Origin of the sequence: Algoriphagus aquatilis (genome assembly GCF_042657405.1) — a bacterium.
GTDB classification, from domain to species: domain Bacteria; phylum Bacteroidota; class Bacteroidia; order Cytophagales; family Cyclobacteriaceae; genus Algoriphagus; species Algoriphagus aquatilis.
Window position 1 is genome coordinate 347263 of sequence record NZ_JBHSKS010000001.1, and the last position, 25910, is coordinate 373172.

Annotated in this window: 25 protein-coding genes; 9 read left to right on the forward strand and 16 right to left on the reverse strand. The window is 44.3% G+C overall.

Translation table 11 applies throughout. The features are described 5' to 3' along the window. Positions 1 to 57 precede the first annotated feature (57 nt). The 4 genes from ACFPIK_RS01420 to ACFPIK_RS01435 all read right to left on the reverse strand — a co-directional run bounded on the left by ACFPIK_RS01420 (position 58) and on the right by ACFPIK_RS01435 (position 6953). Positions 58 to 2475, reverse strand: a complete 2418-nt coding sequence (locus tag ACFPIK_RS01420; protein WP_377911454.1) for a zinc-dependent metalloprotease — start codon at positions 2473 to 2475, stop codon at positions 58 to 60. 68 nt (positions 2476 to 2543) lie between these two features. Next, a complete protein-coding gene (locus ACFPIK_RS01425) occupies positions 2544 to 4634 on the reverse strand; it encodes a ComEA family DNA-binding protein (protein WP_377911456.1) in 2091 nt (696 codons plus the stop codon). Positions 4635 to 4639: 5 nt separating this feature from the next. After that, entirely contained in the window at positions 4640 to 5452 is an 813-nt protein-coding gene (locus ACFPIK_RS01430) for a PorV/PorQ family protein (RefSeq protein ID WP_377911458.1), read from the reverse strand. A 67-nt stretch (positions 5453 to 5519) separates the two neighbouring features. After that, entirely contained in the window at positions 5520 to 6953 is a 1434-nt protein-coding gene (locus ACFPIK_RS01435) for a BamA/TamA family outer membrane protein (protein WP_377911460.1), read from the reverse strand. A gap of 74 nt (positions 6954 to 7027) precedes the next feature. On the opposite strand from ACFPIK_RS01435, the gene yidD reads away from it, so the two are divergent. Then, positions 7028 to 7252, forward strand: a complete 225-nt coding sequence (yidD, locus tag ACFPIK_RS01440; protein WP_377911462.1) for a membrane protein insertion efficiency factor YidD — start codon at positions 7028 to 7030, stop codon at positions 7250 to 7252. On the opposite strand, the gene ACFPIK_RS01445 is transcribed toward yidD, so the two are convergent. From ACFPIK_RS01445 to ACFPIK_RS01465, 5 genes are all read right to left on the reverse strand, one after another. Further along, entirely contained in the window at positions 7249 to 8352 is a 1104-nt protein-coding gene (locus ACFPIK_RS01445; RefSeq protein ID WP_377911464.1) for a prolipoprotein diacylglyceryl transferase, read from the reverse strand. The genes yidD and ACFPIK_RS01445 overlap by 4 nt on opposite strands. A 10-nt stretch (positions 8353 to 8362) precedes the next feature. Beyond that, a complete protein-coding gene (gene nadE / locus ACFPIK_RS01450) occupies positions 8363 to 10201 on the reverse strand; it encodes an NAD(+) synthase (RefSeq protein ID WP_377911466.1) in 1839 nt (612 codons plus the stop codon). Between the two features lie 28 nt (positions 10202 to 10229). Then, positions 10230 to 10892 (reverse strand): ribonuclease III, encoded by a 663-nt coding sequence (gene rnc, locus ACFPIK_RS01455; RefSeq protein WP_377911468.1) that lies wholly within the window; start codon positions 10890 to 10892, stop codon positions 10230 to 10232. Between the two features lie 83 nt (positions 10893 to 10975). Next, a complete protein-coding gene (gene fabF / locus ACFPIK_RS01460) occupies positions 10976 to 12226 on the reverse strand; it encodes a beta-ketoacyl-ACP synthase II (protein ID WP_377911470.1) in 1251 nt (416 codons plus the stop codon). A gap of 19 nt (positions 12227 to 12245) precedes the next feature. Further along, the gene (locus ACFPIK_RS01465) at positions 12246 to 12482 is read right to left on the reverse strand and encodes an acyl carrier protein (protein WP_026950184.1); all 237 of its coding nucleotides are present in this window, start codon (positions 12480 to 12482) and stop codon (positions 12246 to 12248) included. Between the two features lie 151 nt (positions 12483 to 12633). Here ACFPIK_RS01465 and ACFPIK_RS01470 point away from each other — a divergent pair, with 151 nt between their 5' ends. From ACFPIK_RS01470 to ACFPIK_RS01495, 6 genes are all read left to right on the forward strand, one after another. After that, a complete protein-coding gene (locus tag ACFPIK_RS01470; RefSeq protein WP_377911472.1) occupies positions 12634 to 13062 on the forward strand; it encodes an IPExxxVDY family protein in 429 nt (142 codons plus the stop codon). Between the two features lie 6 nt (positions 13063 to 13068). Continuing rightward, a complete protein-coding gene (pyk, locus tag ACFPIK_RS01475; RefSeq protein ID WP_377911474.1) occupies positions 13069 to 14499 on the forward strand; it encodes a pyruvate kinase in 1431 nt (476 codons plus the stop codon). A gap of 134 nt (positions 14500 to 14633) precedes the next feature. After that, positions 14634 to 16496, forward strand: a complete 1863-nt coding sequence (locus ACFPIK_RS01480) for a fasciclin domain-containing protein (RefSeq protein WP_377911476.1) — start codon at positions 14634 to 14636, stop codon at positions 16494 to 16496. 95 nt (positions 16497 to 16591) lie between these two features. Beyond that, entirely contained in the window at positions 16592 to 17614 is a 1023-nt protein-coding gene (locus ACFPIK_RS01485; protein WP_377911478.1) for a sensor histidine kinase, read from the forward strand. Next, a complete protein-coding gene (locus ACFPIK_RS01490; protein ID WP_377911480.1) occupies positions 17589 to 18365 on the forward strand; it encodes a LytR/AlgR family response regulator transcription factor in 777 nt (258 codons plus the stop codon). Before ACFPIK_RS01485 ends, ACFPIK_RS01490 begins: the two co-directional genes overlap by 26 nt. Before the next feature lie 4 nt (positions 18366 to 18369). After that, positions 18370 to 18726 (forward strand): hypothetical protein, encoded by a 357-nt coding sequence (locus tag ACFPIK_RS01495; RefSeq protein ID WP_377911482.1) that lies wholly within the window; start codon positions 18370 to 18372, stop codon positions 18724 to 18726. Between the two features lies 1 nt (position 18727). Here ACFPIK_RS01495 and ACFPIK_RS01500 read toward each other — a convergent pair whose 3' ends face one another. The 5 genes from ACFPIK_RS01500 to ACFPIK_RS01520 are packed head-to-tail and all read right to left on the reverse strand — an operon-like array spanning position 18728 to position 22477. Further along, entirely contained in the window at positions 18728 to 20308 is a 1581-nt protein-coding gene (locus ACFPIK_RS01500; protein ID WP_377911484.1) for an NFACT RNA binding domain-containing protein, read from the reverse strand. Then, the gene (locus ACFPIK_RS01505; RefSeq protein WP_377911486.1) at positions 20308 to 21072 is read right to left on the reverse strand and encodes an MBL fold metallo-hydrolase; all 765 of its coding nucleotides are present in this window, start codon (positions 21070 to 21072) and stop codon (positions 20308 to 20310) included. Before ACFPIK_RS01505 ends, ACFPIK_RS01500 begins: the two co-directional genes overlap by 1 nt. Beyond that, on the reverse strand, positions 21069 to 21347 hold the full coding sequence (locus tag ACFPIK_RS01510; RefSeq protein WP_377911488.1) for a hypothetical protein: 279 nt from the start codon (positions 21345 to 21347) through the stop codon (positions 21069 to 21071). The genes ACFPIK_RS01505 and ACFPIK_RS01510 overlap by 4 nt, the downstream gene beginning before the upstream one ends. 3 nt (positions 21348 to 21350) lie before the next feature. Continuing rightward, positions 21351 to 21728 (reverse strand): response regulator, encoded by a 378-nt coding sequence (locus tag ACFPIK_RS01515; RefSeq protein WP_377911490.1) that lies wholly within the window; start codon positions 21726 to 21728, stop codon positions 21351 to 21353. After that, positions 21725 to 22477, reverse strand: a complete 753-nt coding sequence (locus ACFPIK_RS01520) for a response regulator (protein WP_377911492.1) — start codon at positions 22475 to 22477, stop codon at positions 21725 to 21727. The genes ACFPIK_RS01515 and ACFPIK_RS01520 overlap by 4 nt, the downstream gene beginning before the upstream one ends. Before the next feature lie 40 nt (positions 22478 to 22517). Between ACFPIK_RS01520 and miaA the strand changes: the two genes are divergently transcribed. After that, complete coding sequence (gene miaA, locus ACFPIK_RS01525; RefSeq protein WP_377911494.1) at positions 22518 to 23426, forward strand: tRNA (adenosine(37)-N6)-dimethylallyltransferase MiaA; 909 nt, start codon at positions 22518 to 22520, stop codon at positions 23424 to 23426. Here miaA and ACFPIK_RS01530 read toward each other — a convergent pair. Both ACFPIK_RS01530 and pfkA read right to left on the reverse strand, forming a co-directional pair. Beyond that, entirely contained in the window at positions 23414 to 23749 is a 336-nt protein-coding gene (locus tag ACFPIK_RS01530; RefSeq protein ID WP_377911496.1) for a hypothetical protein, read from the reverse strand. The two genes, miaA and ACFPIK_RS01530, sit on opposite strands and share 13 nt — an antisense overlap. Before the next feature lies 1 nt (position 23750). Next, positions 23751 to 24725, reverse strand: a complete 975-nt coding sequence (pfkA, locus tag ACFPIK_RS01535) for a 6-phosphofructokinase (RefSeq protein WP_377911498.1) — start codon at positions 24723 to 24725, stop codon at positions 23751 to 23753. A 137-nt stretch (positions 24726 to 24862) separates the two neighbouring features. Between pfkA and ACFPIK_RS01540 the strand changes: the two genes are divergently transcribed. Then, entirely contained in the window at positions 24863 to 25750 is an 888-nt protein-coding gene (locus ACFPIK_RS01540; RefSeq protein WP_377911500.1) for an aldo/keto reductase, read from the forward strand. Positions 25751 to 25910: the final 160 nt, after the last annotated feature.

Below are 25910 nucleotides of genomic sequence, written 5' to 3' on the forward strand. Positions count from 1 at the left end.
AAAACAGAGGGAAAACCAAAACAAAAGGCCGGTGTTGGCCGGCCTTTTTGGTGTTTATTAAAAGTCAAAATCACAACTCATTTCTTCCATCCCAATCGGAGCTCCATCAGGGATATTGAGGGTTTGTTGCGGGGTGAGTTCTTCAGGTAGTTGTAAGTAGGCAGTGATCTTTTGATTCAAATACTCCCGATGGGCCTGAAGGACAGGTGATGATCCTGTAGGAGTTTTGGCGAGTTGACTGAGGTGTTTTCTTACAATCGCACGCACGGTTTGAGAAGCGGAAGCATTTTTGGAAAGACCAATCAGGTAGTCTACATATTTGGCCTCGGTCATCAGCTTGATCTCGCTTTGCAAACCGGTGGGAAGGGTAGAAGAAAAGACCTGTCCGCTGGTTTTGGTAAGCACTTGGTCTAGGCTTGGCAGAGAGTTATCCTGTAGATGCTGTAGGTACACACGGTTGATTCTTCCTGATTCAAAGAGGAAGGTGAATGTGGCATCGACCACATTTTCAGCAGGAGCTATTGGGTCAAATACTGGGCCTGTTCGGGCAGGGAATGTTTCTCTGTTTCTGCTGTATCCGTAAGGTCTTGGCGGAATCAAAGCCAACACATGGGCAGGGACTTCTAGCTGCGAAGGAGAAATCGTCGTCAAAAGGGCGCTTAGGGCATCATTCTGATCCTTGGCAGGAATCCATTTTTGCTGGGGTTGATTGTCTCCTTTCACTTTGTAGGTGTAGTCCACTCCACCAATCAGCTTGCTTGTGGCTTCGAGCTGATAGCGGTGCATGAGGTAAAGTGGCACAAAAACTTCTTCGAGGATGGCTTGTGGTTCACCGGTTTTGATGGCATTTAGCCCAAAAGTCTTCATCCTGTTTTCTCTCAGTTTAAGCAAGCGATTTAACTCAGCTGCTGCAGAAGCGCCATTATCCCAAAGGTGGGAGCGAGGATGTACGCCGCTTGGGTTTCGGGAATCAGAGTCTGTAATAAATTCATAACCGGCAGCATAGGTCGCCTGAAGAGTTTTTTCCAAAAACTCTTCTTCACTTTGACCGGGTTCTGGTGTGCCGTAGCCATACGTGATCGCCAATTTGTCCCATTCCCCAATTTTCAGGTCGTAAGAATTGCTGAAATCCAAGTTGCCTTTTGCGTCTTCAGTAATCACCGGGTGAGGGTAGTCCATTACCGAAGATCGCTCATTGGCAGAAGTGGCGTAGCTGTGGGCAAGGCCAATAGTATGACCAATTTCATGAGCAGAAAGCTGCTTGAGTCTAGTCAAGGCCATTTCCATCAATCTCGGATCAGCAGGTTTTCCTTCTTCAAAAGGCTGGATCAATCCCTGAGCGATCAGGTAATCCTGGCGTACACGGAGTGATCCCAAAGAAACATGACCTTTGAGGATTTCCCCTGTGCGGGGATCTCTCACGCTTGAACCGTAGGACCAGCCTCTAGTCGAGCGGTGTACCCATTGGATTACGTTGTAGCGTACATCCAGCAGATCCAATCCTTCGGGAGCGAGCTCCACTCGGAAAGCATTTTTGAATCCTGCCGCTTCAAAGGCCTGGGCCCACCAATTGCCACCTTCGATCAGTGCAGAAGCCACAGGCTCCGGTGTGCCTCGATCGAGGTAATAAACGATTGGTTCTACGACTTCAGAGACTTTAGCACTAGGGTCTTTTTTCTCCAAGCGATGTCTGGAAATAAACCGTTTCACCAAAGGCTGATCAATTGGTGTGGTGTAATCTTGGTAGCTGATGAAAAAGTAACCTGCTCTAGGGTCAAATGCCCGCTTGGCATACAGGTCAGGAAGCTCGATAAACGAATGCCTCATACGTACAGTGACAGCTTCCGGAGTAGGGGTAACCGATCTGAGATTAGCTCCTGCGCCTGTCCCAGTGAGGGTTACAGTTGCTTCGATTTCCGTGTTTTTCGGAAAGTTTTTGGTAGTGGGGTAGTAGAGTCCTGATCGGCTGGCATCCACTCGGTAGGTGCCTTGGCGGGATCTTGCTAAAGTTTCTCCCACGCCATGCGCATCCTGAAGGAAAAAGTTGGTGCCATCCACATAGATTTTTCCATTCTCCATTTTGGCCACTTCAAAACCCCAAAGTGCAGACTCAGCAAAGGCGTCTCGGATGGATTTGGCCTCGTAGGGATTGTCAGTGTAGGCACGGTAGTCATAATTTTTATGAACCATCAGGACTTTGTTTCCCGTCTTTCTGAATTCGACTACACGGGTGTCGCCAAGCTGGCCCCGATCCAGACCGATGTCATTGGAGCCCACACCTGCTGTCAGGGAATTGACATAAAGAAATTCCTGATCGAAAAAGGGGATTTCGAGGTAGATTTTGCCTTTTTCCTCATCCAGATAGAATGGTACGAAGCCTTCTTTCTTGGTCATTTTGCTGAAGTCCTGCGCACAAACAGAACCTGATACAGACCAAAGGAGAAGAAAAACTAACGAGAGGGTACAGTTTTTCATGGGGTGGTTTTCTTTTTTTGACAAATTATCAAAATCCCGCCTCTTACGACTACCCATTAATGGAAAAATCACCGGAAGAAATACCTCAAGAGTAGGGAGGTTTCGGTTTGCTTGTTTCCCGTGATGGTCTGCAGGCCCGAGCTGATTTCCTCCCGATCGGTGTATCTAGTTCGGGCAATTCTCAGATAGGCAGTGAGTTTTGGACTGATTTGATATTGCCCGACTAGGTAATTGCGTATTCCTCTTCCCGAAAAGGCAGGGATAGCAAATGTCCACAATACATTGTTTTCGAATGCATACAGCCGACTGTCAAAATCATCGGTATCAAAAAGCGCCATTCGTCCAGTGAGTCTCCATTTTTCCTTTCCAAACTGTACATCCTGAAGCACCATCAGTCCGGAGTGGACTGTTTGCTCGATTTCCACTCGGCTCCAAAGGATTCTTGATCTCAAAAACAGGTTGGGTGTGAGCTGGGACTCCAGGTTTAGGGTGGCATTGATTTTTTGGACGGGGGCAAGGAGAAAAGGAAGGGAGGGTTCTCCGGAGTTAGGCAGATTTCTTTCTTTTTCTTCCTGTCTTATTTGAACAAAGGCCATGAGATTTCTCCTGGGTTGAAAGCTGAGTCGGGCTAGCCATTCAAATCCGCTGGAGGGAGAATAAACCCGAAACTTAAGCCAAGGAAACTGGAAGGAATCGTAGTAGGCATTGAATCGCCAAGCTTTGGTGGGTCTAATCTGGAGTCCCATGTAAATTCCCCGCTCATTGATTGGTCGGGTGTTTTCAGAAAATCCGGAGGAATAAAAGCTGTGAAAATCCCGGTCATAGTTTCTCCAAAGAAGAGAGAAGTCCACCGTTTTGCTCAGGCTACTGACAAATCCGAGGACGGTACCATTTCCTCCGCTTTTGGAATAGGCAGATTCCCCAAAAAGGAAAAAATTCTTCCAATTGTAATGCGCATACAGACTGGCAACCTGGTTGGTTTTTCCAGAAAATTCAAAGGTGTTGTAAACCGTTGCCTCCCTTATCCAAGGATTACTAAACTCCGTGTGTAGGAAATTGGCTCCTGCTGACCATTTTCCCTGTCTTGAATTGTAAGTCAGATTACCACCTAGATTGAGTTCGCTGAGTTGGCTTTTGGTGCTGAGTTCACTGGGAGTGCGATGAAGCCCGGTCTGAGGTAGGCTGGTAAGAAAGCTGGATGTATTCTCTAAGCTATCCAAAGTGGTACTCAATCTACCGTCTCTTGGGGCATTGGATACGATAAGGGTACTCTGCCAATTTCGGAATTGACGGGTGAGTCCCAATCCGCGGAAAAAACCAAACTCAAGCGAAGCGCTGTATGGAAGGATTCCGCGGCTACTCCTGCGGACAGTGGGCACCGTTTCGGCCCCTTTTCCCAAAGAATATCCCGCCCCAAATACCAATCCTTGCCCAAAACTGGCCTGAAAATCTCCCAAGGCAATGGTTTTCCATTTGCCTATGTTTTGGCGCATGAGGTGAAATGACACAAAATTGAATCCATAGCGGGAAGTTTTTCTGTCCCAGATAAACTGCTCTCCCGCGTCTTTTTCGAGGGTGAATCCTATGCTGAAATCCCTCGATCGCTGTGTTCGGAAACGCAGGTAGACTTCATTAGGATCGCCAAGGTAGCGGGTGCTGAGGGTGCCATTACGCGCAGTGTCAGGTGGAGTGAAGCCTCTCCGAGTTTCCCAAGTTCGCCTATGACGCAGCAGTAAATAGGTGTTTTCTTCGGATCCCAATCTCCGCCAGAAATTTTTGGTTTTGACTCCGTTTTCTCCCACAGTGACAAAGGGAAGGAGGTTTTGAATCGTGATCAGGTCAAACTCGGGAATGGCCTGCATCTCGTAAATGGAGAGTAATGGTCCGTTCTTTAATCTGTATTCCAATAGGTTGGAAATCTGAAAAGGTGTTAGCAAGTATGTTGCTTGAAGTTCTTCTGCATCGGTTTTGTTGAGATCGATTGGATCTTGGTACAGCTGAAAAAGGAGTTCATAGATGGCTTCGTAGTCGATGTCCTCTTCCTGCACGGGAAAAAGCCTTTCGACAAAGGCTTCCAGGTCGATCGCATGTTGATCTCTCTGCTGCGCAAAAAGCCCAAAAGGGAAAAAAATCAATAACAGGATTAACCTTCTACCCATTTCGCTCAAAGTTTAAGTCCAAGGGAAAAGTGATGGGTTCTTCCCAAGGCAGAGTTTTGCCCATAGGCGTAGTCAAACCCAAACTTGCTTTTTCTGATTCCCAATCCAAAGCTCAATCGGGAAGGATGGCTGTTGACACCTGTGCGGAGAAGAATCCATTCTGACAGTGCGTATTCAATCCCAAGCTTAAAGACAGCTGGGAGATCTACGTCTTTTTCAAGTTCTGAATAAATAGAAAGGGATTTGGTGGGAACGTATCCTACGCCCAACTGAACGAGGGTAGGGAGGGCTTGATCTGAATTTTTGCTGAGTTTGGATTGGGTTAGGTTGGAAAAATGGGCTCCGAGAAAAAAATCCGGGCCAAGTTGTGCTACTCCACCCATAGAAATCAAGACTGAATTTCCCGTACCGAATCCCTCGATTTGGGTTTGAAACCAATCCACTTTGGCACCCAAGCTGACAATACCGAGTGTGTTCGAAAAACCCACTCCCAGTTGCTGCTGATTGAAAAGGTCACCACCGAATCTGCTGACTCCAAAACCAAAAGTTCCTGCTTCACTTTTCATTAGCCCAGCCAGGCTGAAAGTGCTAAGTTCTTTGATTCCATACCGTTGGTCGACACTTACCCCAAATTCAGATTCCTCCATACGGTCCATTGCACCGACATTGTTAAAGAAGGACCAAGCATCTTTTTGATGCAGTTTCAGGTTTCCCATTCCTTGGCTTCGGGCGCCAAAGGCTTGGGTTTGAGGGCCGGTTTGGGCTGTCGCCGAAAAGATTACCGAGACCCAGAAGCACAAAAAAACAGTTCGCTTCATCAGGTTTTAAGAAAAAACTGAAGGAATTTAACTAAAAAACGATTAGAGAAAATGCTTTCTCTAAAAATTAAAAGGGAGCCTTAAAATTAAAGAAGAAATTCCCTTCTCCCTGATTATTAAGCGAGTACTCAAACCGGATCACAGAATCATAGAATCCCACAATGTCAATTCCTGCTCCGTATCCAAAGAGGTATTTGTTGGCAAGGCGCATATTCTCTGGAATTCGGTTTCGATCTACCACCTTTCCATGGTCAAAATTGCCACTGAAGTACATTTTGAATGGCAGGGTGTTAAACTGATCTGAAGGCAAATACCTGGATAGATCTACAGAAACATCCATCAGCTTGTATCGGATGCTGTTTTTATGGACATACAGCTGCTGCCCCTCGATCACATTGAGTTCGTAGCCTCTGATAAAATTTGGGTTATAGCCAATGCCTCTCACCAAGGTATAGGGTTGATTTGCTCCCAAAAACCAAGAGGCTGTGAGGCCTGTCGCTACATGCCAACGATCGCTGAGGGGAACATACCGATTTGCAATCAGATTTAACTCCAGTTCATTCAAGTCTTCTTTTGGAAGCAATCCATATTTTGTTCCAGTAAGTTGTAAAAGCTCGCCTGAGGTAGCGTATGCGATATTGTCCCGCTTGTCATGACGGAAGGAATATTGGAAAAAGAGGTAATTGAGTTCATTTCCTTCATGTCTAAAATAAGTCGGACTCTGTTCAAAAACTTCTGGATTGACCCATGTACGACTGAATCCAAAGGTCATCAAATGGAAATTGTAAAACGTTCTTCGGAAAGTATATCGAAGGGCCGAAGAGAAATTCTTTCGCAAGACATCCTCGTTTTCATTTGTGAAAAAGACCTGTCTGTTAAATCGTGACTTGATCGGAATAGTCCGCTGATCGGCGTAGGTAAGTTGAAAGGAAAGCCCATGCTTTTGCTGACGATCGATGTAAGGTTTGGAATACAGAATGTCCAATCCTTTGGTAAACCCCAATTGACCTGAGAATCTAAACTTTTCATTTCTACCTCCTACATTGCTGTGATTGACTTTTAGGCCATAGTTTACCCGCGACCAATCTCTGTTTTGGTTCGTCCACCATTCAGCGAAGTTTCGATCAGCCAATTCGAAGATCAGGGAAGGCAGAATGTACCATCGTTCTTTGACAGAAATCAGGATCTCGACCTCCTCTGGTCCTGTGACCAAGGGCGTGATGGTTACTTCATTAAAAAGTCTGAGGTTGTAGATCTTCAGCTCATCCGCCTTCAATATCCCCATGAAGGTCTCCCAATCATAGTAGTAATCGGTGACAAAATCCAATTCCCTAAGAATGATGTTCTTCTGGGTCTTTTCATTTCCGATGATGTAGATATTGTTGACTTTGATTCGTTCGGGAGTTGCTGGATTTATGGGTTGGTAACTGGTGTCCTGCCCATTAACGGTATGCAGGTAAAAAAATAGAAAAAGGAATACTGTGACTTTTGAATAACGCAAAATTGAATCCAATGGAATTCTAATGTTATATATTTGGTTCAATCCGTGCATACCCAGCTCAAAAGGTAACTCTAATGTTTACTACCTACCTAAGAAAGATAGCCATATTTCCAGTGTTGGTCTATCAATACCTGATTTCTCCACTTTTCCCAGCCAGTTGTAGATATACACCCACTTGCAGTCAATATATGAAAGAGGCGATATTAAAACATGGCCCTATAAAAGGAGGGATCCTGGGATTCAAAAGAATAGGCCGATGTCATCCTTGGGGAGGACATGGCCACGATCCTGTCCCTTAATTTTTCACTTCTTTAAACCCTTTTTTTAGCGCTAGGCCAATCAATACCACCCCAATAAGGACCAGTGGAATACTCAGAAGCTGTCCCATGTTAAACTGCATAGACTGCTCAAAATCCACTTGGACTTCCTTGAAAAATTCCCAAACGAAGCGCATCCCAAATACGGAAATCAAAAACAATCCAAGTAGAAGCCCTTCCGGCAATCTGGATTTATACTTCACCCAAAGGCCAAGCAACACCAAGAAAATCACGAAGTAAGAGGCTGCTTCATAAATCTGAGTTGGATATTTCGCCCTTCCAAAAGTTTTGACGGTCACCAGGTAGTCGCTTGGACGTTCCACGATCTCAAAGTTTAAAGGAATCTCCACCGGTTCGGCGAGGTATTCTTTGGATGAATTGAATCGCGTCAGCGCATATTTAATATCCTGGGCTAGAATGCCACTCAGGTCGTCTTTCGTAAAGCTACCTTTGGAAATTACCAGATCAAAGTTCACCGGAACCACCCCGTTTCCTTGCAGCTCATTGTTCCGATCTAATGGTTTGTAAGCCTCGATTGATACAATCGGAACTTTTAGCGCTTCAAGCACATCTTCTGTGTCTCTGGCATACACGATTCCGGAGTCAGTCCCAGTATCTTTTCCTCCGATCTCAGAGTTCATTAGGTTGCCCATACGGATCATTGCGCCCGTCATGGCTGTTACTATTACGATTCGATCCACTACCCACAGGTAGCTTTGACCCGGAGTTCGTTTGGAATACAACCACAGTGCAAACAGAATCGCGATAGCAGCTCCATGAGAGGCCAATCCGCCTTCCCAGACTTTCAAAATATCTATGGGATTGCTGAGGTATTTTTCAGGTTCGTAGAAAAGCACGTGGCCCAATCTCGCACCCAAGATGGTAGCCAAGACCATGTAGATGGTCAGCTTGTCCACCAAGTTTTCATTTTGCCCCTCTTTTCTGAAAAAGTAAACCATAAACTGCTGGGAGATGATAAACCCAAGCGCAAACAGTAAGCTGTACCATCTCAGTCGATCAAATCCATCAAATACAGCAGGACTTGGATCCCATACGATGTAGCTAAGGAAAAAAGAAAGCATAATTTTCAGGTTAGAGGTGATCTAATAGTTCTAATTCTTCCTGATAGCCTGCCGAAAGGATCGGGAATCGGTACCAGGTTTTAGGATCGACATTGAATTCATCCAAATGGAAAGAAGGGGCCAATCGCTCCCGCTTCCATTGATTGCGTGACCAAAGTCGGAAGAATTTTTTAATATATTCTTTCAAGAGACTTTCTTCAATATTCAATTCTTCCTTCAAAAGTAAGAATACATCCATTGGAGATCGTCTGTCCCGAATAGCCAATCGTTCGATTTCCACAATCACGGAGTAGGGCATCAGGTCCTTTTCATCTGTTTGGGTTCGTTCGATCGGTCTGAGTTCTGCAGTTGGTGTCAGGGAGTTTACAGCGCTGAGTCCAGGCCTATCTAGATTTTTTTCTGCCCATTGTAGCCAATGAAGGATAAAATGTTTGTCCACTGCAGCTATGGGCGAGATACTTCCACTGGTATCTCCATCCATGGTGGCATAGCCGACATCGCCTTCACTTCGGTTGGAAGTGGAGAGCAGCAAGGCGTTTTTAATATTGGTAAGTAGCCAAATGATGGGCGAACGGGAGCGCGCTTGGATATTTTGAAGGGCAAGGTCGTCAGTTTCCCAGGTCAGTTTTCTGCCCAAGGCCGCTTCGATCTTTTCCGTATATGAGGTTACTTCCTCATCGATGGACCAGGCATAAAACTGTGCTCCCAGACTTTCTGCAAGTGTTTTTGCAGATTGAAAGGTGTCGTCAGATGAATTTCTAGTCCCTTGGTAGGCAGTGGTCAGCAATTGATTGACCAGTTCCTTTTCCGGATTTTCGGAACTATGACGAAGATGGATTCCAGATTTTTCTACAAATTTTTCTACACCCAATTCGTGAATTCCCCTTCTCACCATTTCAGCCACGAGGACGGCGATGGAAGAAGAATCAGCCCCCCCAGAGAGCGAAAGCACAAAACCCTTGCTTTTGCTCTTTCTTAAATAGTCATAAAGTCCCAATGCGGAAGCTTGGGCAAATTCCCACTCCTTGGGTTGGATTGGGGCAAGATGTTGGGTTTTGTTTTCGAGGGAAAATGAAAGAACCTGATAATCCTGAAAGGATAGCAATTGATTTCTGGAAAGGAGTTTTCCCTCCTTTGCCAAAAGAATTTCCCCGTCAAAAATCATCCTGCCGGCTTCATTTCCGAGGAGATTGACATAGCAGTAGTAGCAGTTGAAAAGGGATGAACTCTTTTCGATCAATTCCTTTCGCTCCATGGTTTTTCCCATGGCAAAATGGGAAGCACTTGGGTTAAATATCAGGTCGACTTTTCGGTCGCATAGTCTATAGCCAGGTCGAACCTTTCCTCTCCAAGCATCTTCGCAGATTTCAAAGCCATAATGGACGCCTTTGTGATGAAATGTCAAATCCCCAAATGGGACCTTTTTTCCGGCGATCTCTACTTCGATCACCTGATTGGCAGGCCAAGGGGTAAACCATCGGAACTCGTAATGAACGCCGTCTATGGCCATAAATTGTTTGGCTACGATTCCCTGGATCTCTCCTTTTTCAATTACAGCCATGGTATTATAAACCAAACCGTCGATTCGGAAAGGCAATCCCACTGCGACGGTGATTTCGTTGCAATAGGGAACAAGTTTTTCGAGTTGGGAAACAGCTTTTTGAGGGAACCAATAGCTTAAAAAAAGATCTTCTGCCCCATACCCAGTGATGGATAGTTCGGGAAAGCAAAGGATTTCAACTCCATCGGATTTTGCCTGATCTATGGCTTGGATGATCCGATTTAGATTTCCTGTCCAATCCAGAGGAGTTTGATTGACCGTTGCACCGGCAATTTTTAGAGCAGCCATTTTTGGTAATTCCTTCGAGTAGTTGATTTTAAATAGAAATGTGGAGGATTTCGCAAGCATGTTTAGAAGCCTCTTGTTCGGCTTTCTTCTTGTTCGGTCCCTTTCCTTGGGCAATTGCTTCGCCATTCACTACCAGCTCTACAACAAACTCTTTAAACCTTTGGTTGCCGTGAATTTGAAGGACTCGGTATTCCACTTGTTTACTTTCCTTTTGAGACCACTCGATGATCTTACTCTTGTAATTGGAGACTGTGGTAATCATCCCTTCCAAATCCATGTGAATGAGGATTCGTTGCAAAATTAATTTTTTGGAAAAATGATACCCACGATCTAGGTAAACGGCTCCCAAAAAGGCTTCAAGGACATCTCCGTAGAGGGATTTATTACCGGTAAACTGCCGGCTTTCAATAACCAGTTCTAAGGTTTTCTTTAAGCCAATTTTAATTCCAATATCATTGAGCGTTTCTCGATTGACCAGTTTAGATCGTGTTTCTGTCAGGAATCCTTCATCCCGATATGGGTATTTTTTAAATAGGTGTTCGGCAATCACCGCGCCGAGAACGGCATCTCCTAAAAATTCCAAACGCTCATTGGATATTCTAAAGCCTTTGTGTGATTCCTCTCCAAGTCCAGCTGGAGTAAGTGCAAGTCGATAGACGGATAAATTTAAAGGCTTGCGACCCGTGATCATTTTGATCGAGGTTGCAAGCCTTTTGTCCTTTGAGTTAAAGAAGAGAGTGTGGAGTCCTAGTTTTTGAAGGAGTTTCACTCTGCTCAATTGTATTTTTTGAAAATGACGGAGCAGTTGTGCCCACCAAATCCAAAGGTATTACTCAACGCATAGTTGATTTCTCTTTCCTGCGCTTTGTTGAATGTCAAATTCAATCTAGGGTCAAACGATTCATCATCGGTGAAGTGATTGATCGTAGGAGGTACCAGACTATTTTGAATTGCCAGGATACAAGCAATCGCTTCAATTGCTCCTGCAGCACCAAGCAAGTGACCTGTCATGGACTTAGTACTGCTGATGTTGAGCTGGTAGGCATGCTCTCCAAATACTTTTTGGATTGCTTTGGTCTCACTCACATCTCCCAATGGGGTAGAAGTACCGTGTACGTTGATATAGTCAATCGCTTCAGGTTGCAGTCCCGCATCTTCCAATGCGATCTGCATGACGCTGCTTGCTCCCAAACCTTCCGGATGAGGTGCGGTAATGTGATTGGCATCAGCAGTCATACCACCACCTACCAATTCAGCATAAATCTTTGCACCTCTCGCTTTGGCGTGTTCTAATTCTTCAAGAATCAATGCACCGGCACCTTCACCCAACACGAAACCATCTCTTTCCTTATCGAAAGGCCTTGAGGCAGTTTCCGGAGATTCATTTCGTTGAGAAAGTGCTTTCATCGCATTGAATCCACCAATTCCAGCTTCAGTTACAGCAGCTTCTGAACCTCCGCTGATAAATAGATCAGCTTTACCTAGACGAATATAATTGAACGCATCTATCAAGGCATTGGTGGCAGATGCACAAGCGGAAACGGTTACAAAGTTTGGACCTCTGAAACCATACTTGATGGAAATGAAGCCGGCAGAGATGTCGGCAATCATTTTAGGAATAAAGAAGGGATTAAATCTTGGGGTTCCATCACCTTTGGCAAAATCGGTGACTTCTTCTTGGAAAGTCCTAAGACCTCCGATACCTGAACCCCAGATAACTCCTGCGCGGGATTTGTCGATAGCTTCCAGATCCAACCCGGAATCCAAGATAGCCTCATCAGTGGCTACCATAGCATACTGGGTAAATCCATCCATTTTTCTTGCTTCTTTTCTGTCAATGAATTTTTCCACATCAAAATTCTTGACTTCGCAAGCAAACTGGGTCTTGAAAAGTGAAGCGTCGAAACGAGTAATAGGCGCAGCGCCACTCACACCATTAGCTAATCCTTGCCAGAATTCGTCCTTGGTGTTTCCTATTGGTGTGAGGGCACCTATACCCGTTACAACAACTCTTTTTAAATTCATAAAATGAATTTAGATGGTTTTATTTTACGTTAGCCTCCAAGTAGGTAATGGCTTGGCCTACAGTACCGATTTGCTCAGCTTGATCGTCTGGGATTGAGATATTGAATTCTTTTTCGAATTCCATGATCAATTCCACAGTATCCAGAGAGTCGGCACCAAGATCATTGGTGAAGCTTGCTTCCATAGTCACTTCAGACTCTTCTACGCCAAGTTTGTCTACAATGATGGCCTTTACTTTTTGTGCAATTTCAGACATTTTGTGATCAGTTTAGTTAATAACACTCCGCAAAGAAATATATTTAATGCCTAATTGGCAAAGAAAAGGCAGAAGTAAATTTTGTGCGTTTGCTGTGTTCGGCCTCCTTCATTTTAATTTCTAACTTTGCCTTGATCACATTTCTTCCTGTATGAAGAAGGCTAAATTATTCATTGAACCTACCTTTGATTTTGAACTCCTGGGGCTTGTTTCTCCGGTAAAGGACTATAAAATGGCGTGGCTGATCAATCAGGAAATGGACTTGAAACTGGCAAAGGCAAAAGACTTGGAGCTTGAGTTTATCTCCAATGCCCGAATGGAAATTTCTCAATATTTCCTTTCTTTACCCCACGGTTTTATTCAGCTCCTGAAAAATAAAGCGCTAAATTCTTCTCAGCAATTGGCATATTTGATCCCTGAACTGAAAAACATGGACTATTTCCTTTTGGTCCAAGACCAAACAGAACAAACCAGTATTCATACATTTGTAGATCACCTTTCAAAAAATCCCCATATTCAAAGCGTGGTACGCATTGATGTTTCAAAATTAAAATCAAAAGAAAACCTATTAACTTATTAAGACCCGATGAGCCAATTACCCTTTAAGAAAACAAAAATTCTGGCTACAATAGGCCCTGCTTCCAACAATTACGAAATGATTAAAAGTCTTGCGCTGGCCGGTGCCAATGTGTTTCGACTGAATTTTTCTCATGGAAGTCACGAGGTACATCAAGAAGTAATCAAAATCATCCGTCAGGTAAATAAAGAATTAAACTGCAATCTCGGTATACTTCAAGATTTGCAAGGACCTAAAATCCGGGTTGGAGAAGTTGAAAACAATGGAGTTGAAATCAAACCTGGTGATAAAATCACTATTACCAACGATCCTGTAGTAGGTACTTCCAGTCTTGTAAGTACTGTGTATAAAAATCTACCTCAAGACGTTCAGACTGGAGAGCATATCCTCATTGACGATGGTAATCTCGAAGTAGTAGTCAATGATACAGATGGGAAAAATGTGAACTGTACTGTCATTCACGGTGGTATTTTGAAATCAAGAAAAGGAATCAACCTGCCAAATACCAAGGTATCTGCCCCTTCTCTTACAGAAAAGGACATTGAGGATCTATACTTCGGCTTGGAACAGGATGTGGATTGGATTGCGTTGTCATTTGTGAGATCCGCTGAGGATATCCATGATTTGAGAAACCGTATTCAGGCTGCTGGAAAGCATTGTAAAATCGTAGCCAAAATCGAAAAACCTGAAGCCCTCGAAAATATCGATTCTATCATTGAAGCGACAGATGCCATCATGGTAGCCAGAGGTGACTTGGGTGTGGAAGTTCCCATGGAGATTGTACCCCTTTGGCAGAAGAAAATGGTAGAAAAGTGTAAAGTCGCTTGTAAACCGGTCATCATCGCTACCCAGATGATGGAAAGTATGATCCAAAATCCTAGACCTACCCGTGCGGAGACCAACGACGTGGCCACTGCGGTTTTGGATGGAGCAGATGCCGTAATGCTTTCCGCTGAGACAGCTTCAGGTAAATATCCTGTCAATGCTGTGAAAGCAATGACCAGCATCATTACCTATCTGGAGGAAAATGCCGACATCTATCATAACCTCTACAAGATCGATGAGAGTAATGATACCTTCCTGAGCAACAACTTGATACTGATGGCTTCCAGACTTTCCCGAAATGTGAAAGCAAAAGCCATTGTTGGGATCACCACTTCCGGTTTTACCGGTTTTAGGCTGGCTTCTCACAGACCTTCTGCCAGTATTTTCGTCTTCACTCGAAATCAAAAGTTACTTACTCAAATGTCTTTGGTATGGGGGGTGAGAGCCTATTATTATGAAAGCCAAGTCTCTACTGATGCTACTTTTGAAGACATCGAAAACACACTTAAAAGTGACGGACATGTAGTCTCAGGGGATGTAATCATCAATACAGCCAGCATGCCTCTCAAGGAGAAAGGAAAAACAAACATGCTGAAAATTCATGTAGTAGATTAATTTTCTGCCCAAGACTTCTTTACAGTTCAAAGGATGAATCATACGGTTCATCCTTTTTTTTTGACAGTTTAGCAAGCGTTCTAAATCTAAGCTGGATAGTCTTAGTTAAAGCGATATACTAATCCAATTTAACTATGACAAAACTGTTCAAATTCCTTCTCATGGGATCGCTTTTTTTCACGATCCTTTCTTGTAGCGATGATTATCAAGGTCCGATTCCTTTTCCCACGCTCGTAGAGGCTGCCAATGAGGCGGGTCTAACTACCTTGGTAACTGCGGTGAGGGCGATTCCAGGTCTAGAAGCTACCCTTCAAAGTCAGGATGCCATTACGGTATTTGCACCTACCAACGATGCTTTCGCAAATGCTTTAACCCAGTTTAAGGCAAGGGATCTTAATGAATTGGTTGCCAAATTAGGAGGAGTTCAAAACTTACAAACTGTTCTTGGATTCCACGTAGTTCCAGCGGTAGCTTTCTCCAGAAACCTTAATGAAAATAACCTGTTCACCACCCTTGCAGGACAGCAATTGAGAGTGACATCCACTCCAGGTTCAGTGACTGTGACAGACGCTGCGGGTAATGTGGCTCGAGTGATCCAGGCAGACGTGCAGATTGAAAATGGCGTAGTTCACGTCATTGACCGCGTGTTGATTCCTTCGATCCAGTTGCCTAAGCCAACCTTGGTGGAAGCGGCTACCAATGCAGGATTAACCACTTTGTTGACCGCGGTGACGGCGGTCCCAGGCTTGCCAAATGCCCTACTTTCGGCTCCTAATATCACCGTATTTGCTCCCACCAATGAAGCATTTGCCGCAGCATTGACAGTTTTTAAAGCAAAAGATTTAAATGAGTTAGTCATTAAAATCGGTGGTCCAGCAAACTTGGAGAAAGTACTTGGATTCCATGTGGTACCTGCTAGAGCGCTTTCTTCTTCTCTTTCTGCATCCAATACCTTCCAGACTTTATCAGGACAGAGTATTACAGTAGAAAAATCAGGAAATACAGTGACAGTAAAAGACCAATTGGGCAGAACTGCTCAGGTGGTAGCAGCTGATATCGAAATTTCCAATGGCGTCGTACACGTCATCAATGGTATGATGCTTCCAAATCTCGGACTTCCTACTGTAGTTCAAGCTGCTCAGTCTGCAGGTTTGACCACCTTACTTGATGCAGTGACTGCTGCTGGTTTGGGAAATACGCTGCTCAATACTCCTCAGATGACGGTGTTTGCCCCTAGCAATGCAGCATTTACGGCAGCTCTTCAGGCTTTTGGTGCAGCTAATTTGAATCAATTGGTTGCTAAGATTGGAGGAATCAAGAATCTCCAGACAGTTCTTGGTTTCCATGTGGTACCTGCTGCAGCTTTCTCGTTTGAGCTGGGAGCTACCAATACCTTTACCACTCTGGCAGGTCAATCGCTTACGGTAACCAAATCAGGATCTACTGTCCGTGTCCGTGATGCAGCTGGGAACACAGCCAATGTAGTTGCTGCTGATGTAGCGATAGCAAACGGAGTGGTTCACGTGATCGATAGAGTTTTGCTTCCTACGATAGATCTTCCAAATGTGGTGGAAGCTGCCCAGGCAGCAAACCTGACCGTCTTGCTTCAAGCAGTTACCGCAGCTGGATTGGGTAACACTTTGCTCAATCAACAAGCCATGACGGTCTTTGCCCCAACCAATCAGGCATTTGCCAATCTGCTCCAGAAATTGGGCTTTGCTTCATTACAGGAAATGATCAATACGCTAGGAGCCCCTGCAGTAACGAAAGTTCTTGGCTTCCATGTGGTGCCTGCTACTGCCTTCTCATTTAACTTGGCTTCAGGAGCTCAGGATGTTCCTACCTTAGCTGGAGAAACCTTACGGGTGACGAGAACAGGCAATAACGTAACCGTGACCGACAAAGCAGGCAATACGTTCAATGTGATTGTAGCTGATGTCGCAATCGAAAATGGAGTCGTTCATGTGATAGATGGAGTGCTGTTGCCTACTCTCTAACTGACCAAATAAATACAGATTCAATGCAAAGGGCGGAAATTTTTCGCCCTTTGCTCTTCACGATATATCAGTTAAACCAGGATAGGAGGGGCGAGATGTTTAATATTAAAAATAGGTATGCATTTGCTACAGGCTTGGGAGTTTACTCCTTCCTGAACATCTATTTTTTGGATGGGGATCGTCTTTTTGCAGCCAAACTCGAAGCCACACCGCTTTTTTTTCTTATTCTCATGCTGTGCTTATCAGTTTGGATGATTAACTGGGGCATCCAGCATTACTTTTTGAGTAAAAACACCAAGTTCCACCCGCTTATGTTACAGTTTGGGAGCAGTGCTTTGTGCATGGTGTTTCTTTCATTTATTTCTTCGGAAATCTCAGGGACTATTCTTGGAGGACCATTTTCCTTCTCACTTCAAAATTTTCTGCTCACCCTGGCATTTACTTCGCGCATCAACCTCTTTCTCAATTCGGTCAATGCCATTTATTTCTTTAGCGAAAAGCTAAAACAAAAAGCAGTCGAGACGGAAAAGCTCCGCTCTCTGACCTCTGAGGCAAAATTAGAATCTATCAATTCACATCTCAATCCCCATTTCTTTTTCAATAATCTCAGCGCCCTTTCGGTACTCATACACCAAGATGTGGAGCTTGCAGACCGCTACCTGCAAAAGCTAAGTGAGATTTACAGATATATCCTTAACAATCGTACTAATGAGTTGGTGAGGTTGGAACAGGAACTCCTTTTTCTGGAAAACTACCTGGAATTGCTTTCTATTCGGTTTGACCAGTCGATTAGCTTTAAGGTTACCATTGATCCTAAATTCAACGAGTTGCTAGTACCTCCTGCAGTCCTTCAGTTGCTGGTGGAAAATGTTGTGAAGCACAATTACTTTACCCAAAAAGAACCATTGGAAGTCAGGATCTACTCGGAAGGAAAAGTGCTTAAAATCTGGAATAAAAAGCAAATCAAACCCGTCGTAGATGAATCCACCGGCATAGGGCTTCAAAACATATCCGATCGTTACAAGTTTCTTAATCAACCTATCCGGATTGAAAATCAATCGGATCATTTTCTGGTAGAAATTCCTTTGATCGATGTACAAGAATTTACTTTTAGTTGAGGACGAACCGCTAGCACAGGCCCGAATCAGGTCTATTCTTCAGAAAAATTATCCTACCTGGACCTTTGAAGAACCTATCCAGACGGTGAAAGACCTTAAAAGTGCATTGATAATGCAAGCGTCTTATGATCTTATCCTATGTGATATTCACTTGGCAGATGGCTTGAGCTTCAATGCATTCAAAGATGTAGAGGTGAAAGTGCCAATTATTTTTATTACAGCTTTTGATCAATATGCCTTGCAATCTTTTGAGCATAATTGCATTGATTATGTTTTGAAACCTATTCAGGAGGAGCGTTTGATCCGGGCAATCGAGAAGTTCAGGACACTTTCCAAAGAAGGTACAGCCTCCTCCATTTCCAAGGAATTTGTAGAGGAGTTTTTGGGGAAATACGCGCAAAAAAACTTCAAAAAACGATTTTTGACCCGGTCAGGTAATCGATTGTGTTTTATTCCTGCTGATTCAGCAGCGTATTTTTTTGCAGAAGATGGAGTGACTTTTCTGATCGAATCTGGTTCTTCTCAGAAGCATATCGTGGATCATTCGCTCAATGAACTGGAAAAGGACCTGCTCGACCCCAATAAGTTCTACAGAATAAATCGATCAGTGATCATCAATTTGGATTACCTGATTGAAATGCGCCCCTATGTCAATGGCAGACTTGCCATATCCCTCAATGCCAAGTCAGATGATCAGCTGATCGTGGCAAGAGAAAAAGTGAGTGAGTTTAAATCTTGGATCAATCAGTAAAGAAATGAAAGTTGTTTTTTGGGGATTGCTATTCTCCTTTTTTGTAAGTCAGAAAGGTTTTGCTCAAGAATATCCTTCCTATGACTCGCTTAAAAAATCGCTTACCCGTCTGGAAGCAGACTTGTATCAAGTCCAACTTAATCTGCATCAGTCCCAAAAGCAGCTTAAAAGTGGAATTCTTGTGGCAACTTTGGGCTATACCGTCACCATCATCGGTGGTCAGCTTTTGGGGACAAAACCTGAATTAGGGGAGACTTTACTTTATGTTGGGGGAGCTACGGGTATAGTAGGTACTGTGGTGTTGTTTCATGGATTCAAAAAAATATCCCTAGGTCCGCCACTCCCACCGAGATCCTACTAAGCTATTTCTTAGCGGCAGTTTCTTGATCAGGTCCTATTGGGCTGACGAGGATTACTTTTTCCCGATCTACCATGACGGATCCAGGTGCAGAACCTTTGACTTTTCTCACGTATTTGGCTTCGGTGTACATCACCGGGGCGAGTGTGTCTGATTTGAGTTTGGAATAAAAGGCAGCCAACTGAGCAGCTCTTTCCAAGACTCTTTGAGGGACTACCGTCATTCCTCTCATCCTGATGATTACATGTGAGCCAGCAGCCTGTCTGGCATGCATCCAAATGTCCTCTTTTCGGGCAAAGCCCCGTAGCATTTCATCATTGTCCTTGGCTGATTTACCCACCCAAATGGTGAACCCTTCATATTCAAATACCTTAAAGGGCAAGCTTTCCGCGTCTTTCTTGTCCCGGATGTCCTCCTTGTGGGTTTTTTGAAAATTTTTCAGCCCTCTGAAATCCCTCACTTCACCCAGTGCTTGAAGCTTTTCTTTCAATTCAGTTTCTAAAACCCGTTTTGCCTGAATGGTTTTTTCGAGTTGATCGAGTTCTAATTGTCGATTTTTTGATTTTCGATACAGGGATTCTGCCAGGTCCTGAGGCTTTTGATTGGGTTTTAGGCTGACTTTCACCATCGATCCGGTATAGAAATTTTCCAATTCCACTTGCTGAACTCCTTCCGTGAATTGGTGAAGGTTAGCCATGATTACATCTGCCAATTGGGAAGGAGGAGGTGTGTTTTTCAACTCTTCCAGCTTTTCTGAGGATTTTTTGAGGTAGGACTCGGTTTTCTTGAGTTGGTCAGTGTATCCTTTTAGGAGTTGATTTTTCTCTTTTTCGAAGGTGCCGATAACCAAGGCTTTGTAGAAAAGCTCGTTGACTGCGGTGATTGGATCAGAGTGAGTACTGATCGGATTTGGTTCTGGAAGAAGGCTCAGAGTGACTTCTCCCTCTTTTTCCACCAATGAAAAAAGCGGTGTATCCAGCAAGTCCAGGATCTCTTGCATCAAGGCCCACTTGGTCTTGAGGTCAGATTCCGGATAGTTCCGCTCCTTGAGCCAGTTTCGCGGAATAGCGCCTAACGTGGGCAGAAATTGGGCAGCATTTCCTGTTAGGGATTCAAAACGCTCCCAAGTCAGGTCTATCGGTCTCTCCAAACTCCTCCAGTCCAAGGTCTTGTCCTCCTTGATTTCATTTCTGAAAAGTAGAGCTGGTGCGGTGGAATCCCCTCTATAAAGCAGCACGTTGCTGCGATTTCCATGGAGTTTAAGAACCAGGATTTTGCCGGAGGCTAAGTCAAACCGAAGCGCTCTTTCGAAGGAAAATACGGTACACGTATGGATCACATCTCCAATGAGTTCCTCAAAGAGATCAATGGTATTTCTTCGGGCGCGGGCATATTGTGTGGGGAAACTCAGGTAGACTTGCGGTGGTAGCAGATGCACCCGGATAAACCGAAGTTCACCTGCTCTCTCTGTCTCAATGATCAGTTCATCCTTGCTTTGCGAAAAGCTAGCGGTAATCTCTGCGCCGGAAAACGCATCTGAAAGCGCAGGGGCGAGGTATCGTAAGAAATGATAATTGAGATGCATCAGGACAAAGTTAACTCCATGCCGTCAAAGGCGAGGAAGATTCCTTCGGGAAGCGCTTGTTCTACCTCTTGGTGGAGGCCCAATCGATGAGAGATATGGGTGAAAAAGGTTTTTTTAGCCCCTATTTTCAGTGCTTGATCGATGGCTTGATCTAGAGTGAAATGCGAGATATGCGGGTCTTTTTGCAAGGCGTTGAGCACCAAAATTTCGCTTCCTTCCAGCAAGGCCAATGTGGAATCTGGAATATAATTGGCATCGGTGATGTAGCTAAAGTCACCGATTCGGAATCCCAATACGGGCAATTTGTAATGAAGGACAGGCAGGGGGGTGATGGCTAATCCTTGGATGTGAAAGGGGTTTTCATCGATTTCCACGCAGGCTACTTGGGGTACACCCGGGTATTTTTTATCGCTGAAGATGTAGGAATACTCACGTTTAAGCTGGTCGATTACTTGCTTTTTACCAAAGACAGGCATGTCTTTTTGCTGCATGAAATTAAAAGGACGTATGTCGTCCAGACCAGCCGTATGATCTTTATGCTCATGGGTAAAGACCACTGCATCGAGTCTCCTGATTCCGGATTGCAGCATTTGCATGCGGAAGTCAGGTCCCGTGTCCACGACTAAAGAGACCCCCTTGGACTCGATGTGTACAGAGGTTCGAAACCGCTTGTCGCGATAGTCCAGTGACTTACAAACCCTGCATTCGCAGCCGATCACGGGTACGCCCTGAGAAGTGCCTGTTCCTAAAAATGTGACTTTCAAAATTTCAGGGTGGTTTGTCTTAACTCGGTTAAGAAATCTTGGTTGGTTTTGTCCTTGAACTCCTGAGGATCCAAATTCAATTCGGACAAGATATCAATCAGCGCGTTGATTTTTCCTTCCAAAGGAAAATACTTGTTGACGATTACAATTTTGGTCTCTTTGAGTACACAATAGCCTGATTTGAAATTTCCCTTTTCGTAGCGTAGGATATAGCTGGAGGCCGAAAAGAGGCTTTCTAGTTTGTCCAAAAAGTGTTTAGTGTACTTTACTGCCATGGATTAGCTTAAGAATTTTTTGACTGTAGCCAATACGACGTCATAGTCGAGCGGTTTTTGGATAAAATCATTAAACCCAAATTTTCTGAAATCTTCAGGGGTATAGTTAGCTGCATTGCCCGAAATGGCGATGATCGGAAGCTTGCTTTTGACAGGATCTGCGAGGTTTCTGATCTCAAGGGTGCATTGGACTCCGTCCATTATCGGCATGGTAATATCCATCAGGATAAGGTCAAAATCTTCGTTGGCCAGCATTTCAAGCACTTGCTTTCCGTTTCGGGCAGCTTTCATTTGATAATTTTCAAAGGCCAAAACGTTTTTGGTCAAATTGATGATGATGGAACTATCCTCACCTACCAATATTTTTTTTTCGCTGCTCATGATTCAAAAATGGTTTCGTTATTGAAAAATTCTTGGAATTCAAGAATGTGTTTTTTTAGAACTTTAATCTCGTCTTTGAATTCAAGAGACTTGTTTTGTCTCCCCAAAAGTTCGCAGACCTGGCTTTGATTAAATATTTTGGTGGCACCTAAGGTGCCTGAATTGCCTTTTAAGGTGTGAATTTTATCCAATAATTCGATAGAAATTCCTTCAGCGGAAGCTTGCTCGATCGAAGCGATTGCTTCTGCGCATTCGGTGATAAAATCGAGATAAACTTTTTTGATTGCTTCCCTGGAGTTGTATTTAAGAAGCTGGGAAAGGGTTTCCAGGTTTAGTGTTTCCGCAGAAGGCTGAGCTTTTTCATTATCATTTTCCTGAGCAGCCTGTTTTTTGAAATGAGACTGAATGGTAAGGATAAACTCTCTCGGACGAATAGGTTTGGCAATGAAATCATCAAAACCCTGATCAATAAAGTTTTGCCGATCTCCATCGTCAGCAAATGCAGTCACAGCCAAAATCGGACAGGAACCAAACTCGTTTTCCCGGATTTTTTTCATGGCGGTAATCCCATCCATTCGGGGCATCTGAATGTCCATCAAGATCAAATCAAAAGGAGTAGCCGTGGCCATTTCAATGGCCTCCATGCCATTGTGTGCGGATTTGAAATCGTAGAGCTGGCCGACCAGATTTTCAAAAAGCTTCCTGTTCAGTTCATTATCGTCCACAATCAGGACTTTTTTGCTTTTCATCACAATCCTATTGATTTTTGATTGTATAAACGATTCAGATTTGACCGGTCAACGATTTTTGATTCTTGTGGTAGGGCCTACCGGGGTGGGTAAAACCGATCTCTGCTTAAAGCTAGCCAAAAAATTTCACACCCAAATTATTTCCTGTGACAGCAGACAATTTTATCGGGAAATGACCCTTGGCACTGCCAAACCAAGTCCTGCCGAACTCGCTGAAGTACCTCATCATCTGATCAATTCCCTCTCGATCGAAGAGGATTACGATGTACGGAAATTTGAACAAGACGCACTCTCCATCCTCGATCAGCTTTATCAAACACACCAAGTGGTCATCATGACGGGGGGCAGCGGGCTCTTTGCCGATGCAGTGGTCAAAGGCTTGGACGATATCCCTGATGTAGACCCTGAGATAAGGCAAGAAATTATCAAGGAGTTTGAAGAAAAAGGGTTGGAATGGTTGCAGCAAGAAGTTGAAAAAGTAGATCCCAAATACTTTGAGTTGGTCGATCGCCAAAACCCGCAACGGTTGATGAGAGCACTTGAAGTAGGTCGAGGTACAGGTTTGAAATTCAGTAGCTTTCGAGTGAAAAAGAAAGTGGAGAGGCCTTTTAAAACAATCAAAATCGGACTCTATCGGGATCGGGAAGAACTGTACCAAAGAATCGACTTGCGCATGGATCAAATGATCGAGGCAGGGCTGTTCGATGAGGCGGATGCACTTTTTGGAAAGCGGAAGTTGAATGCGCTACAGACCGTAGGATACTCTGAAATTTTCGGATACCTCGAGGGAAAGTACGATAGGGAAGAGGCTGTCCGTTTGCTTAAACGCAATTCAAGAAGATACGCCAAGCGGCAATTGACTTGGTTTAGAAGAGATCCTGAAATCCAATGGTTTCAGCCTGCTCAAGAAAATGAAATGATAGCCTGGATAGAGGCTCAGATGGCTTGAAATCCACTGATTTTTGCTACCCAATTGTAAGGGGCTTTTTTGATCAGTTGATTGTATTGGAAGCGGTTAATCTTGAGCTCGCGGATCAGATCCAAGCTGGATTGGGAAATGGGATTTTTCTGATCCGTATTTTTCCACGCAGTCAAAATCTGATCGGGATCGGGGAGTTCCTCTGACTTAAGTCCAAGTTCTGGATGGGCTTGGGAAAGTTTGGCGAACAGCTCGTGCTGAAGGTTTAATTTCCTCAACATGGTAATTCTCACCGTCAGGAAGAACAGCATGCAAGCGCCTCCCATAGTCAAAAACAAGGGTATGTATCCCATATCAAATGCTTAAGATATCAATCAGTTTGAGGTGGTCGGGGATAAGTGGTTTGGGTTGGCCAATGCAATCTGCGAATGGGGTATACACTACTTCCATCTTCATCACTCCGGCCATGCAATTGGTTTTTCCTTCCAAAAGGCCTTCTAATGCAGCCATGCCACAACGGCTTGCCAACACCCGGTCTCTCGCAGTAGGCTTACCTCCGCGTTGAATATGTCCTAGTGTCGTTACTTTAAACTCTTTGTTGGGGTCTTTGATTTTTTCCTTGACCATTTTCATGATTTCTTCAGCACTTCCGAGGGAATCTCCCTCAGCCACTACAATGATGCTGGAGGTTTTGGTCTTTCTCAGATTTTTGAGGGACTTGACCACTTGGTCTAGGTCGGTTTTGGTTTCAGGCACCATGACAAATTCGGCACCGCCGCCAATACCGGACTCAACAGCGATAAACCCAGCATCTCTTCCCATTACTTCCACAAAGAAAATACGATCGTGTGCTGCTGCCGTGTCTCGGATTTTGTCGATTGCTTCCAGTGCCGTATTTACTGCAGTATCAAATCCAATGGTGAAATCCGTACCGTAAATGTCGTTGTCAATTGTGCCCGGGCAACCTACTGTAGGGATTCCATATTCTTCGAAAAACACCTTAGCACCAGTAAATGTACCATCACCGCCAATCGCTACCAATCCTTCGATTCCAAGCGCTTTTAAGTTTTCATAGGCTTTCTTTCGCCCCTCGGGAGTTCGGAATTCCATCGAACGGGCAGATTTCAAGATTGTGCCTCCTCGCTGGACAATATTGGAAACCGAATGAGATTGAAGTCTTTTGATGTCACCTTCGATCATCCCTTCGTACCCGTGGTAGATCCCATAGACTTCCAAGCCTCGATAGATCCCTGTCCGAACCACAGCGCGGATGCAGGCATTCATTCCGGGTGAATCTCCACCTGAGGTGAAAACGGCGATTTTTTTCATTTACCTTGATGTTAAGCGCCGCAAAAATAGAGATTAAAGGAGGAAATACGGTGTTTCTTTCGAAAATAGATCTTGTATTTTTCGGACATCTTTCCAATAACTATTACCTATTTTCAGGTATTCGTCACCTAATTAAAATGCAACCAATTTCTTCCAAATCTTCTTTTGATCTTCCTACTATCGGGTTGGGTTGTATGTCCTTACCGATCGATTACACGGCAGCTAAAGCCGTTTTAGACCAAGCTTTTGACTTGGGAATTACGTTTTTTGACACGGCAGACCTTTATCAGCGAGGGCTCAATGAGCAACATCTTGGTAAAGGATTCTCTGGAAGAAGAGCTCAGGTTATTTTGGCTACCAAAGTGGGCAATCAATGGAATTCCTCCGGATCTTCGTGGTCCTGGAATCCCACCAAATCCTACATTCTCCAGGCTGTGGAAGAAAGTCTAAAACGACTCAAAACGGACTACATCGACCTTTATCAACTTCATGGGGGCACTTTGGAAGACCCATGGGATGAGACCTTGGAAGCTTTTCAGCTACTCAAGGAGCAAGGGAAAATCCTGGCGTTTGGGATTTCCTCCATCCGACCCAATGTCATCCGGAAGGTGATGGCCATGACTCCGCCCAAATCCATCATGATGCAGTACAGTCCCCTGGACCGCAGGCCTGAAGAGGAGGTATTTCCACTTCTGGAAAAAGCGGATACTCGGGTGCTGGTCCGTGGAGCTTTTGCCAAAGGCTTACTGATAGATAAGCCTGAAGCGGCCTTTTTGGACTTCTCTCAAGCGCAAGTTTCCCAAATCCGAAGCGCCATTGCTGAATCAGGATGGATGCCTGAAGCAGTTTTGATCCGATATGGTCTGTCGCAGGGAGCGGTTGGCAGTCTGATTGTTGGGGCGAGTTCCGCGACCCAAGTTCGTCAGCTGGTCAAGGGATATGAGGAGAGCCAAATGGTTCCGGATGAAATTATACGCCGATTGCAAGTCAATTTTCCCGCTAATCGGTATACAGATCATCGTTAAAACTCAAGTAAATCTGAAATGTAGGGTCCAGGCCAATTTCTGAGAGGAGATTTTTCTTTTTCACCATTTAGGACATTCAGATCATAAAGGGTTCATAGAATTAAATCTTATTCTGAAGTTGGTTCCAAATTCGAGGAGCTCTATATGCCTTTAATGCCTT